At 36.9% G+C, this 15,010-nt stretch carries 6 protein-coding genes; 5 read left to right on the top strand and 1 reads right to left on the bottom strand.

The annotated features are described in order from the left end of the window. Window positions 1-2 precede the first annotated feature (2 nt). On the bottom strand, window positions 3-698 hold the full coding sequence (locus FJOH_RS18020) for a LytR/AlgR family response regulator transcription factor (RefSeq protein ID WP_012025464.1): 696 nt from the start codon (window positions 696-698) through the stop codon (window positions 3-5). A gap of 177 nt (window positions 699-875) precedes the next feature. On the opposite strand from FJOH_RS18020, the gene rpsF reads away from it, so the two are divergent. The 5 genes from rpsF (at window position 876) to FJOH_RS17990 (ending at window position 14,991) form a co-directional block, all read left to right on the top strand. Further along, the gene (gene rpsF / locus FJOH_RS18015) at window positions 876-1,217 is read left to right on the top strand and encodes a 30S ribosomal protein S6 (protein ID WP_007810575.1); all 342 of its coding nucleotides are present in this window, start codon (window positions 876-878) and stop codon (window positions 1,215-1,217) included. A 5-nt stretch (window positions 1,218-1,222) separates the two neighbouring features. Then, on the top strand, window positions 1,223-1,519 hold the full coding sequence (gene rpsR / locus FJOH_RS18010; protein ID WP_002987043.1) for a 30S ribosomal protein S18: 297 nt from the start codon (window positions 1,223-1,225) through the stop codon (window positions 1,517-1,519). Between the two features lie 68 nt (window positions 1,520-1,587). Then, window positions 1,588-2,028 carry a 50S ribosomal protein L9 gene (rplI, locus tag FJOH_RS18005; RefSeq protein WP_012025463.1) on the top strand — a complete coding sequence of 147 codons (441 nt, stop codon included), beginning with the start codon at window positions 1,588-1,590 and terminating at the stop codon, window positions 2,026-2,028. 139 nt (window positions 2,029-2,167) lie between these two features. Then, a complete protein-coding gene (locus FJOH_RS18000; protein WP_012025462.1) occupies window positions 2,168-2,641 on the top strand; it encodes a DUF6495 family protein in 474 nt (157 codons plus the stop codon). Window positions 2,642-3,864: 1,223 nt separating this feature from the next. Further along, a complete protein-coding gene (locus FJOH_RS17990; protein ID WP_148207217.1) occupies window positions 3,865-14,991 on the top strand; it encodes an Ig-like domain-containing protein in 11,127 nt (3,708 codons plus the stop codon). Window positions 14,992-15,010: the final 19 nt, after the last annotated feature.

Raw genomic sequence — 15,010 nt, 5'->3', positions numbered from 1 at the left:
AATTACGACGTTGACAAAGCTTTTACTAAATCTTCTTTTTTATTTCGGCTAAGCGGAATTTTAGTGATGCCGATTTCGGCAAATTTACTATTGAAACGTTCAACTTTATCAATATTAATAATATATGATTTGTGAACGCGTATGAACTTGTCTTTTGATAAATCATTTTCAAAAGATTTCATAGTCGAAAGTACCAGGTTACTGTCGTCTTCAGTAACTACTCTCACATAATCCCCAAAAGCTTCAATCCATTTGATTTTTGCAGTGAAAATTTTAAGTTTTTTAAGGTTGCTTTTTATAAAAATATGCTCTCCTTCTTCTTCTTTAACTTCTTTTTTCAGTAAATGCATATCAATTGCTCTTTTTACAGAAGCATTAAAACGGTCCACAGCAATTGGTTTCTGCAGATAATCAGCAGCATCATAATCAAAAGCTTTTAAAGCATATTCGGCTTTAGAAGTAATAAATATAATCTGCGGTTTAGATTTTAAACCATCAAGAAAATCAAAGCCGTTAATAACCGGCATTTCTATATCAAGAAATATTAAATCGATATTATTAAGTGAGATACAACTTTTTGCTTCTATTGCATTAGAAAAATCCCCGATTAAGTGCAAACCTGGGTGATTATTAACTAATTTTGCAATAATTGTCCTCTGTATAGAACTATCATCTACAACAACACAGTTTAGTTTCATAACATTTAAATTTAGAATAAATTCAGGATAGCAGTAGTAAATGTATTATTTTTTTGGAAAAAAAACTAAAATGAGCGCATATTTTTTGCATTATGACGAATAAAAGGAAAAAAGTGTTGTATATCTAAATATAATGATTACTTTTGCACCCAATTTTAACAAATAAATTTTTTATTTATGAATCATTATGAAACTGTTTTCATTTTAAATCCCGTTTTATCTGAGGTTCAGGTGAAGGAAACAGTAACGAAATTTGAAGAATTTCTTACTAGTAGAGGAGCTGAAATGGTATCGAAAGAGGATTGGGGTCTTAAAAAAATGGCTTACGAAATCCAAAACAAAAAAAGTGGTTTTTACCATTTATTCGAATTCAAAGTAGCTGGAGAAGTTCTAATTGCTTTTGAAACTGAATTCAGACGTGACGAAAGAGTTATGCGTTTCTTAACTGTAAGTTTAGACAAACATGCTATTTCATGGGCGGAAAGAAGAAGAGCAAAATTAAAATCTACTAAAGCGTAATTATTATGTCTACAATCGAACAATCTGCAAAAGGAAAAAAAGACGGAGATATCAGATATTTAACGCCTTTAAACATTGAAACTAACAAAACTAAAAAGTATTGCCGTTTCAAAAAATCAGGAATCAAATACATCGATTATAAAGATGCTGATTTCTTATTGAAATTCGTTAACGAGCAAGGGAAAATTCTTCCACGTCGTTTAACTGGAACTTCATTAAAATACCAAAGAAAAGTTTCTGTAGCTGTAAAAAGAGCTCGTCACTTAGCTTTAATGCCATACGTGGCCGATTTATTAAAATAGTATATAAAAATCTAGTCGCTGGTTTCTGTTAAAGCAGAACCTAACTTCTAAAATATAAGGACAACAACATGGAAATTATTTTAAAACAAGACGTACAAAACTTAGGATTTAAAGATGATGTAGTATCTGTAAAACCTGGTTACGGTCGTAACTTTTTAATTCCTCAAGGATTCGCTACATTAGCAACTCCTTCTGCTAAAAAAGTTTTAGCTGAAAACCTAAAACAAAGAGCACACAAAGAAGCTAAAATTGTTGCTGATGCTAAAGCATTAGCTGAAACTTTAAAAGCTCTTGAAATTAAACTTACTGCAAAAGCTGGTGGAGAGAAACTTTTTGGTTCTATCACTAACATCGATATCGCTGAAGCTTTAGAGAAATCTGGTAACGCTATCGACAGAAAATTCATCACTAGCGGTGTTGTAAAACGTATTGGAAAATACAATGCTACAGTTCGTTTACACAGAGATGTAATCGTTGAATTACCATACGAAATTGTTGCTGAAAAGTAATAATTTTAAAAACTATATAAAAATCCCGATGCGAATCGGGATTTTTTTGTTTAATACAAGATCTATATTAATAATTAGAATTATAGCTGGCGGTTTATGGCATATTGCTTAAGGCCTGCAGTGTAAAGCTTAAAAACAAATGAAATACGCTAGATTAACAAAAGAGCAATTTGATGAATTGCACGCCGAATTTGCCAGCTTTTTAGCAACTCAGGCAATTGATAAAGCAGAATGGGATTCTCTTAAAATAAATAAACCGGAAGTTGCAGAACAGGAACTGGATGTTTTTTCTGATTTAATTTGGGAAGGCGTGTTGGGAAGAGCTGAGTTTTTGGAGCACTTTTCTAAAAATCATATTTTTTTATTTCAATGTTTCGATACTCATGTTCAGTCTATAGTATTGAAAGCATTAGTTCCTGAAACTGATTTTTTGACCAAAGAAGGTTTGCAGTGGTTAAGTGATAATATGTTCACTGAAAACATTGAAATGAAAGTAGGAAAAAAAGTGTTTACAGAAGAAAGAAATGCTTCTATTTTTGAATTAATTAAACAAGGTGCTTTTTTAAGCGATGGTCAATTATTTACACAAATTAATACAATTTTAGAATCTTAGCGTGTAAATAGTTCATTTTCAAAATCTTATTAAAGGGTAAACAGGATTGTTAAAATGTTTACCCTTTTTTAGTTTTTTAACTTTTGTTTAGACTTTTTGTTTTTTATCCCCCGTATTTTTACCTGCTTTTTTGAGAATATTCAAAATTTTAAGATTTTAGACAGAAATCCATAATTTGAATGGGTATTTAGTTATTATTATTAAAATTCAATCGATTGAAATTAATAAATTGTAGTATTAAACCTATAATTATTAAAATTAACATAAAAATTACAATTATTTTAAAGCCTAAAAACAGGTTGTTTTTTAGTTAAAAACTCCGTTTTTTCTTATATTCCTGTGATTTCAGCTGTTTTTAAAATTTATAGTCATTAAAAAAAATAAGAATTTTATACTTGTTTTATTATTTTGTTTTTCATAATTTTAGAATAGAAAAGTTAAACAAAATATTGGCTCCATTTTTATCATGTTTAATGTAGAGCCAATTTGTCTTTAAAAACAAAAAATAGGATAGTATAAATTGTAATTAATTGGACTTTAAATAATAACTTAATTCGCCTGCTTATGGAACTGACAATTACTTTTTTTATCAAGTTTGCATTAGGTTTTCATATTATTTCAGCTTTAATTTTTATTATTTTGAAGAAAACCAAACTTCTTCATCCTTTTAGTTTTGCTTCTCTTGCAAATAACTTTTTTCAAAAGTTTTCAATATTCCATTTTCATTATTTAAAATTTGGCCGACGACGTTATGTCGATGACAATATTCTGCATTAAATATTTTGTTTAATGCTAAACATTCTAATGTTTAATTTATTCAGTTGTTGAGTTTTATTTTAAAGTAATAAAATTCATAGAAAGAGTAATCAACTTTCTATAAGAGATTGAAAAGGTTAAATGTTATCAAATTAAATTCTCCCTCCATAACTGATTTTCTTTAGGAAAATTATTTAAACAGATCACTTCATTAAGAAGATGGTGCGGATCAATATTGTCTAAAATTTACGGAATATTTTATTCCAAGAAGATAAAAATTTCTGGTTTGTATGTTTTTAAAACATACGGTGTAATAATTTTTTTTGAAAATTTAAACTATAGTCTTTATGTACTAAGGATTTATTATAGGGTTTAACTAATTGATTTTTAACGTTTTTTTTAATTGCCTAAGCATACGTGCTTATCGCAGCAGGTATTTTATTGTCCATTTTCTAATCTTCCAAATTATGAAAAAAAAATTTACTTTTTGTAGTCTCAGCTTCCAGAAGAGATTATTCGGACTATTATTTTTATTCTTATTATGCACTAATGCATTTTCGCAGACTATTTGCAGACCTGTGTCTCAAACTAATAGTCAGGGAGGTCTATTGTGTGTAGGTTTAAATGTTGATAGTCCCGCCAACGCTTATGACAGCGCTGGTTTAACAACTTTTGCAACCCTGACTAATGCTGTTGGTGTAGGCTGTTTCGTTGAAGAAACACTTACTTTAAACCAGACAGCAAGGGCAGGTGACCAAATCGCTATTTATTTTGGTACCGGAAATGGTTTGCTTGACGTAGGATTACTATCTAATGCGTCACTTCAGGCTAAATTTTCAGGTGCAAATGTAGGTTCAAGTGTAGCTTTAAATAGTCCGCTGTTGAACCTAAACTTGTTAAATGGCAATACTGTTGCGGTGGCAAAATTTACTGTGACGGCTGATACTAATCAGATTCAAATTCAGGTTGGAGGCTTATTAAGTCTTTTAGTGAGTTTAAGAGTTTACGATGTGCGTTTAGAATTTGCACAGCCTACTGTAACAGGCGGTTTAACACAAACTGTTTGTTCAGGTTCTACTGCAGCACTTACAGCGACACCTGCCGCAGGTACCACACTTGCATGGTATAGCTCTGAGGCATCAACAACACCTTTAGCAACAGGTAATACTTATACAACTCCTGCTTTAACTGCGACAACTATTTATTATATAGGTATTTCGAGAGCTGCAGGTTGTGAGGGGAATGTTCGTGTTCCTGTGGTTCTAAATGTTTCAAATCCTGTTGCTCCTGCTGTAAATAATGCGGGAACTTCAATTTGTTCTACGGGAGCAACGCAGCAAACAACCTTGACACTTTTAAATCCTATTCCGGGAACAACATATTCCTGGTATTCCGGACCAACCGGCGGAACTGCTCTTGCATCAGGAACAACTTATTCTCCTACGGTTTCATTAGGAACAACCACTTTTTATGTTGGAGGTTCTATAGGAAGTTGTGTGAGCCCAACTCGTACAGCTGTAAATGTTGTTTCGACAGCAGTGCCGGCAACGCCAACTGTTTTAACACAAAGTGTTACTATTCAATCAGGTCAGAATGCTACTTTAACAGCGACATCTTCTGAACCAGGAGTTCAATTAAATTGGTATGATGTTGCCACAGGCGGAACAGCGGTTGCTGCAAACACAGCCACTTTTACAACGCCAATTTTAACAGCAACAAAAATATATTATGTAGAAGCACAAAGCCCGAACGGTTTATGTCCTAGTGCTGCCAGAGTACCGGTTACTGTAACGGTTCAACCAGCTGCTTTAGGCGGATGTCTTGAAGCTAGCAGTCAGTTAACGGTTCAAAACGGATTGTGTCTACTGTGTAGTTCTACAAATCCGAATAATTCTGTAGATGGAAATCCTGCTACAGCAGCGAGACTTAGTGTTCCGGTTGGATTAATTAACGGATGGATTCAACAGACATTACAATTTAATAATCCTGGAAAAGCAGGTGATATTGTAGATGTGGAGTTAGAATTACCAGGCGGTATTGCAGATCTTTCTTTATTAGGAGCCGTAAGTTTGGCAACTTATAACGGTGCAACTTATAATAATGACAGAATTGCTATTAATAATCCGTTAATTACACTTCAATTATTATCAGGAAATCGTTTTAGAGCCAGTGTAGTTGCAGGAGCTAATTTTGATCGTGTTGAAATTCGATTAGGAGGTTTAGCAACAGTTTTAACTACAGCTGATATTTATCAGACAACTTACAGATATAAAGCGCCTGTAATTACAGGAAATACAACTATTTGCAGTGGAGCGACTACAACATTAACTGCGGCTCTTGCGGTAGGTGAAACTGTGAATTGGTATAATACAGCTACAGGAGGAACTTCGTTAGCATCTACAGCTGCGTTTACAACTCCGGCTTTAACAGCACCAACAACATATTATGTTGAAATAACAAGAAATGGTTGTGTAAATAGTGAAAGAAATCCAGTTCAGGTATTGATACAAAATCCTGTACTGCCTACAGTTACTCCATCACCATCGACCATTTGTAACGGACAGTCTACAACTTTAACAGTTGATGCACCAGTTGCAGGTACTACTTATAATTGGTACGATGCAGCAACGGGAGGTAATTTAGTATTTACAGGAACGGCGTTTACAACGCCGGCTTTAACTGCTAATATAACATATTATGTAGAAGCAGTTATAGGTGGTTGTTCAACTCCAACTCGTACTGCGGTTCCGCTGACAATTAATCCTTTGCCTGCGGTACCAACTTTTGCGTCAACAGATATAATTATACAATCTGGACAAACTATTACTTTGTCTGTTCAGAATCCGGTGGCGGGTGTTAGATACAATTGGTATGATGTACCAACTGGCGGCGCTTCTGTTGCATTTGATACAACAACTTTTACACCTAGCCCGGCTTTAACTGCTAATAAAACGTATTACGTTGAAGCTGTTAATGTGGGTACTGATTGTACTAATTTAACAAGAGGTGTAATTAATGTTATCGTAATAGCTAATACAAGTACTTGTTTGCAAGCTGGTACACAGACAACATCTACAGATGGTGTATTATGTGGTTTATGTACAGCTCTTACTCCAAATGATTCTGTAGATGGTAATATTAATTCGTATGCACATCTTTCTGTACCGCTTGGAGTAGGAGGATTCATCCAGCAGCAATTGATTTTTGCTAATCCGGGTCAGGCAGGAGATATTATTGATGTGGAATTAGAAGTTCCGGGAGGTCTTTTAGATATCAGTCTTTTATCTAATATTACTTTGGCAACTTATAACGGAGCAACTTACAACAACGATAGAATTTCTGTCAATAACAATTTATTGAATATTCAATTGTTGTCAGGAAATAAATTTAAAGCAAGCTTTACTACAGCAGCTGCATTTGATCGAATTGAAGTAAGATTAGGAGGTCTGGCTACAGTATTAAGTAATTTATACATTTATCAGGCTGCATACAGATTTCCAAATGCAACTGTAACTGGTGCTGCAAATCCAATTTGTTCTGGTCAGACTGCTTCTTTAACAGCATCTTCTACAGGAACAGAAACTTTTACCTGGTATGATGCTCCAACAGGAGGAAATATTGTTGCAGTTAATCCAACTGCTGCATTAACTTCTACGACAACTTTTTATTTACAAGGAACACGAGGCGGTACTTGCGAGAACAGCTTACGTCAGGGAGTTACGGTAACCGTGTTGCCACTTCCTACAGATTCTGATGTTGTAGTTGCAACCCCGGTTGAAGCTACTTGTACAGGACAGGCTGTTATAGCTCCAACAACAACTATTGCAGGAGCAGAATTTAGATATTATACAGATCAAAATAAAACAACTCAAATTGTCAACGGAAGCGTAATTCGCGGTGTAACATTTGCAATAGATCCTATTACGGGAGCACTTTCATTGACAGGTGTAACTGCTTCTGGAACCAATTATTTTGTTTCTATTTTAAACGGAGGTACTTGTGAAAATGTAAACGGTTCATTAAAAGAAGTTACAGTAAATTTACCTTCAACAACTACTTTGACAGTTAATGCTGCTTTGACAGGTTGTGGAAGTGCTAATTTAAGAAACGCAATTACTAACTTTGATTCAACAGGAAATACTACTTATACTTTCTATGATCCTTCAAATAATGTAATTACTTCAGATGTTGCTTCAAATATTACTGTAGGCGGGAATTATTCAATTGAAGCCCAGCTTACTGGTGATACTTGTCCTTCTGTTAGACAAACTGTAGCAGTTACGATCAATGCTTTACCAAGTATAGTGGTAACGAATCCACAGGAATCTGTAAATGTAGGTACAAATGTTACTTTACAAGCAACTTCTACAGCGCCAATCACTTGGTTTGATCCACAGGGAAATGCTTTGCCAGGAACATCAACAGGTGCATTAAATACACCGGGAGTTTATACTTATACGGCAGTGGCTAATGACGGAACTTGTACAGCAACTGCAACAAAAATAATTAACGTTATAAACCTTAGCAGTTGTAAATCATTAACAGAAAGAGTTTATGCAACGGTACAGACATCTGGTTCAATAGTTACTGGAAATGTTACTAATGGAGGAAGTGCAGTTGACGGAAACCCACAGACTTATTCTACAATTACTACAGGTTTAGGACTTTTAGGAGTAGGTACAACATGGCAGAATTTAACCTGGCCAAGTGTTATTACTAAAGGAACACCGGTAACGATTAAACTTGGATCAGAATACAGCTTATTGGCTGTTGGTCAAAATTTATCAGTAATTGGAACTATTGGAGGTGTTGATATTGGAGCAATGCAGTCAGTATCGGGATCTTTATTGAACTTAATTTCAGGAGATAATACTTATGAGTTCACTTTTGTTCCTTCAGATGCATCTGGACCACAAGCTTATGATGGAATTCGTATTCAGTCGGCTTCTGTTTTAAGTGTTGCCCAAAATACAAAAGTATTCGATGCTCATTATAATACATCAGTTCCATCTGTAGCATGTACTCCGGGAGATATTCGTGATATTTTCTATGGAGCAACAGATATGGGACTTCCAGTTGGGGCAGTTACAGCAACTGTAGGGGTAAGTGATGCATGGAATATTGCTGACAATGATATTACCACTTTTGCTACAATGTATAGTACAATTGGTGTAGCTGCTGCATCAGATTTAACTGTAGAATTTAAAACACCTTCAGTTGTAAGTGATACATTAAGAATTGTTGTTTCAAAACCAGGAACACTTTTAGATGTTAACTTATTGACTGGATTTTCAATTCAGCGTTATTTAGGAAGTGTTCCAGTTGGAGCACCAATTCAAAATACTAGTACATTATTAAGTTTAAGATTATTGCCGGGAAATACAATGGCAATGGTTTTGGTTTCTTCACCAACAGAATCTTATGACAGAGTAAGAATTCGTTTTGGAGGAGTTGCAGGAGTTTTAGATTTCTTACGAGTACATACCGTAGAAAGAGTAGCTAATACAACAGTTGTAGGAGCTGACCCTCAAAATAAAATAATAGTCTGTCCGGGTTCAACGATAACACTTCAAATACCCGAAGAAGCCTGTTCAACTTATATTTGGTACGATTCGCCAACAGGAGGAGCTTCGGTTGCAACAGGACCAAGTTTTACAGTTCCGGCCAATTTAACAGCAGGAATTTATAAATATTATGTACAGCCGGTACGTTATGGCTGTGAAGCCTTTACAAGAGGTGAAGTTACTGTTGAAGTAAAAGCTTCAGCTCCGGTAAATGCTTTAACAGATATTACTTTAAACGGCGGAACTACAACGTCAATTTGTTCTCCTTCAGGAACAGTAACTTTAGCAACAAGTTTAAGCGGAACACCAGTTGTAACTAATCCAGTTTACTATTGGTATAGCTTTAACGGAACTACAAGTCAGTTAATTCCGGGAGAAACAACTGCACAATTAATAGTAAACGGATTAACTCCGGGAACTTATACCTATTATGTAGGAGTTAGTTCAGATCAATTTTGTGAAACAGTTGCAGCAGATAGAAAACAAATTACGTTTACAATTCTGCCTCCTTCAATTGCAAATGATATAGTAGTTGATGATATAACAGTTTGTCACGATGTACCTGCTTCGTTAACTCCAACTGCACCAACATTAACAAATCCGGTATTTACCTGGTATTTAGATGCAGCTAAAACACAGCCAATAACAAATGGTGCAGTTATAGCCGGCGTTACTTATACAATTGATCCGGTTACAGGTGTTTTAACTGCAGTAGGTTTAACAAAAGCAGTAAGCCCAATAACATATTATGCTGCTGTTGCAAGTGCTAATACTTGTGAAAATCTAGCAGGAACATTACAGGATGCAGTAATCATTATTAGTGATCCAAGTACACCAACATTAACAAATCCGGGAGATCAAAACTTCTGTTTGGTAAATGCACCGACTTTTGCGAGTATTTTACTAAATGAGTCTAATATTGCATGGTATACTGCTGCAACTGGAGGAACTCCAATTGCTTTAACAGATGCCTTAACAACTGGAGTTTATTATGTAGGTCATATTGATCCTGTTACTTTATGTGAAAGTTCAACAAGATTAGCCGTAACAGTAAATGTTAACGATCCTGGCACACCAACATTAGTAACAGCAGGAACTCAAAACTTCTGTTTGGTAAATGCACCAACTTTTGCCAGTGTTCAGTTTAATGAAGCTAACATTGTTTGGTACACAGCATTAACAGGCGGAACAGCGATTCCATCAACTGATGTATTGACAAGCGGTACATATTATGCTGCTATCAGCGATCCGGCAACAGGCTGTGAAAGCGCAGTAAGATTGGCGGTAACAATCAATGTAAGCGATCCTGGTACACCAACATTAGTAACAGCAGGCACTCAAAACTTCTGTTTGGTAAATGCACCGACTTTTGCCAGTGTTCAATTTAATGAAGCCAACATTGTTTGGTACACAGCATTAACAGGCGGAACAGCGATTCCATCGACAACAGCTTTAACAAGCGGTACATATTATGCAGCAATCAATGATCCAACAACAGGCTGTGAAAGCGCAGTAAGATTGGCAGTAACGATCAATGTTAATGATCCGGGCACACCAACATTAGTAACGGCAGGCACTCAAAACTTCTGTTTGGTAAATGCACCAACTTTTGCCAGTGTTCAGTTTAATGAAGCCAATATTGTTTGGTACACAGCATTAACAGGCGGAACAGCGATTCCATCGACAACAGCTTTAACAAGCGGTACATATTATGCTGCTATCAGCGATCCGGCAACAGGCTGTGAAAGCGCAGTAAGATTGGCGGTAACAATCAATGTAAGCGATCCTGGCACACCAACATTAGTAACAGCAGGCACTCAAAACTTCTGTTTGGTAAATGCACCGACTTTTGCGAGTGTTCAGTTTAATGAAGCCAACATTGTTTGGTATACAGCATTAACAGGCGGAACAGCGATTCCATCAACAACAGCTTTAACAAGCGGTACATATTACGCTGCTATCAGTGATCCAACAACAGGCTGTGAAAGTGCAGTAAGATTGGCAGTAACAATCAATGTAAGTGATCCGGGAACACCAACATTAGTAACAGCAGGAACACAAAACTTCTGTTTGGTAAATGCACCGACTTTTGCAAGTATTCAGTTTAATGAAACTAATATTGTTTGGTACACAGCATTAACAGGCGGAACAGCGATTCCATCGACAACAGCTTTAACAAGCGGTACATATTATGCAGCAATCAATGATCCAACAACAGGCTGTGAAAGCGCAGTAAGATTGGCAGTAACGATCAATGTTAACGATCCGGGCACACCAACATTAGTAACGGCAGGCACTCAAAACTTCTGTTTGGTAAATGCACCAACTTTTGCCAGTGTTCAGTTTAATGAAGCCAATATTGTTTGGTACACAGCATTAACAGGCGGAACAGCGATTCCATCGACAACAGCTTTAACAAGCGGTACATATTATGCTGCTATCAGCGATCCGGCAACAGGCTGTGAAAGCGCAGTAAGATTGGCGGTAACAATCAATGTAAGCGATCCTGGCACACCGACTTTAGTAACTGCAGGCACTCAAAACTTCTGTTTGGTAAATGCACCGACTTTTGCGAGTGTTCAGTTTAATGAAGCCAACATTGTTTGGTACACAGCATTAACAGGCGGAACAGCGATTCCATCGACAACAGCTTTAACAAGCGGTACATATTACGCAGCGATCAGTGATCCAACAACAGGCTGTGAAAGCGCAGTAAGATTGGCAGTAACAATCAATGTAAGCGATCCTGGCACACCAACATTAGTAACAGCAGGCACACAAAACTTCTGTTTGGTAAATGCACCGACTTTTGCAAGTGTTCAGTTTAATGAAGCAAACATTGTTTGGTACACAGCATTAACAGGCGGAACAGCGATTCCATCAACAACAGCTTTAACAAGCGGTACATATTATGCAGCCATCAGCGATCCAACATCAGGCTGTGAAAGCGCGGTAAGATTAGCGGTAACGATCAATGTAAGCGATCCTGGCACACCAACATTAGTAACAGCAGGCACTCAAAACTTCTGTTTGGTAAATGCACCAACTTTTGCGAGTGTTCAGTTTAATGAAGCAAACATTGTTTGGTACACAGCATTAACAGGCGGAACAGCGATTCCATCAACAACAGCTTTAACAAGCGGTACATATTATGCAGCCATCAGCGATCCAACATCAGGCTGTGAAAGCGCGGTAAGATTAGCGGTAACGATCAATGTAAGCGATCCTGGCACACCAACATTAGTAACAGCAGGCACTCAAAACTTCTGTTTGGTAAATGCACCAACTTTTGCGAGTGTTCAGTTTAATGAAACCAATATTGTCTGGTACACAGCATTAACAGGCGGAACAGCGATTCCATCAACTGATGTATTGACAAGCGGTACATATTATGCTGCCATCAGCGATCCGGCAACAGGCTGTGAAAGCGCAGTAAGATTAGCTGTAACAATCAATGTAAGCGATCCGGGCACACCAACATTAGTAACAGCAGGCACTCAAAACTTCTGTTTGGTAAATGCACCGACTTTTGCAAGTGTTCAGTTTAATGAAACTAATATTGTTTGGTACACAGCATTAACAGGCGGAACAGCGATTCCATCGACAACAGCTTTAACAAGTGGTACATATTATGCAGCGATCAGTGATCCGGCGACAGGCTGTGAAAGCGCAGTAAGATTAGCTGTAACAATCAATGTTAATGATCCGGGCACACCAACATTAGTAACAGCAGGAACACAAAACTTCTGTTTGGTAAATGCACCAACTTTTGCAAGTGTTCAGTTTAATGAAGCCAATATTGTTTGGTATACAGCATTAACAGGCGGAACAGCGATTCCATCAACAACAGCTTTAACAAGTGGTACATATTACGCAGCAATCAGCGATCCGGCAACAGGCTGTGAAAGCGCAGTAAGATTGGCGGTAACGATCAATGTTAACGATCCGGGAACCCCAACATTAGTAACAGCAGGCACTCAAAACTTCTGTTTGGTAAATGCACCGACTTTTGCAAGTGTTCAGTTTAATGAAGCCAACATTGTTTGGTACACAGCGTTAACAGGCGGAACAGCGATTCCATCGACAACAGCTTTAACAAGCGGTACATATTATGCAGCAATCAGTGATCCGGCTACAGGCTGTGAAAGTAACACAAGATTATCAGTATCAGTTAACGTAACAGATCCGGTTACGCCAACAACTAGTAATGCTTCTCAAACTTTCTGTTCTGGAACTACACCAACTGTTGCTAGTATTCAGGTAAACGAAGCCAATGTAATTTGGTTCAGCACTCCAACAGGAGGAACACCAATTGCTTCTACAACAGCATTAGCAAGCGGTACTTATTATGGCGCAATATTAGATCCAGCAACAGGATGTTCAAGCAGCGTGAGATTACCAATCGCGGTTACAGTTGGAAATACAATTAATCCAACAACAAACAATGCTTCTCAAACTTTCTGTTCAACAGCAGTACCAACAGTTGCTAATATTCAGGTAAATGAAAGCGGCGTAACTTGGTTCAGCAGTGCTGCAGGGGGAACTGCAATTCCAGCAAATACACCTTTAGTGTCTGGTCTTTATTACGGAAATATTGTAGATCCGGTAACAGGATGCGAAAGCTCAACTCGTCTGGTAGTAACAGTTACAGTGTCAGATCCAAGTCCAACACCAACTACAACTGATACAACACAAGATTTCTGTACTCTGAATACACCAACAATTGCCAGTATTCAGGTAAATGAAGCAAATGTAATCTGGTACAGCACAGCTGCAGGCGGAACACCAATTCCATCAACAACAGCTTTAGCAACAGGAACTTATTACGGTGCAGTTGCAAGCACAATAAATTGTGAGAATCCAGTGAGATTAGCCGTTGCCGTTACTGTAAATACTCCGGGTACTGTTACAACGCCTAAAACAACACAAACATTCTGTTTATCAGCACTTCCAACAATTGCAAGTATTTTGGTAAACGAACCAAATGTAGTTTTCTACGCAACAGCGACAGGAGGAACACCATTGGCACCAAATACAGCACTTACAGCAGCTACATATTATGCAACTTTATTAAGTAATACAACTAATGGCTGCGAAAGTGCCGGAAGATTAGGTATTACAGTAAACTTTGAAAATGATGCTTTAGTGCAGCTTACAACTAATGATGATACTCCATGTGTTTTCAAAGGTGTAACGTATTCAATTGCAAATGGAAAATCAGATTATGTGTGGACAATTACAAACGGAACTATTCTTTCCGGTGGAGGAAATGCAGACGGAACTGTAACAGTTTCATGGTCAGATATTGGTCCAGGAAGAGTTGAGGTTTCTTACATCAACAACTGTAACGAAAACACAACAAAATTCCTAAATGTAAATGTGGCAACTTGTTCTGATATTACAATTACCAATGTAGTAGATAACCCGACTCCTAATTTTGGAGAACATGTAACATTTACTATAACAGTAAATAATGTAGGCGAGGGAAGTTTCATAAACACAATAGTTAGTGAAATACTGCCAAGCGGATACGATTTAGTAAGCTTTAATACAACAGGCGGTACATACGATCCTGCAACACAACTTTGGACAATACCTGCTTTAGCCTCAGGTCAGAGTCTGGTTCTTACAATAGTTGCAGAAGTATTGCCAAGCGGAAATTATCTAAATGTTGCTGCTATAGAAATTTCAACTCCTTTAGATGTTGATGCGGCAAACAATTCAGCTTCAGCTTCAGTAGAGCCAATATGTTTAACAGTTTACAACGAGTTTACACCAAACAATGACGGCGCAAATGATCTGTTTAGAATTGATTGTATCGAATCATATCCAAACAATGAATTGAAAGTATTTAATAGATATGGTGCATTAGTTTACAGCAAACAACATTATGAAAACGACTGGGACGGAACAGCAAATGTATCCGGAGTTGTAAATAGAGGAGATATGCTGCCAACAGGTACTTATTTTTATGTGATTACCATTGGAGATGGAACGGTTAAAAAAGGATGGTTATCAATTATGAGATAAGCATTTCAATTAATCATCT

It is taken from the genome of Flavobacterium johnsoniae UW101, from assembly GCF_000016645.1.
GTDB classification, from domain to species: domain Bacteria; phylum Bacteroidota; class Bacteroidia; order Flavobacteriales; family Flavobacteriaceae; genus Flavobacterium; species Flavobacterium johnsoniae.
The sequence above is the reverse complement of the archived record's forward strand: the minus strand, read 5'-3'. Positions and strand labels throughout refer to the sequence as shown.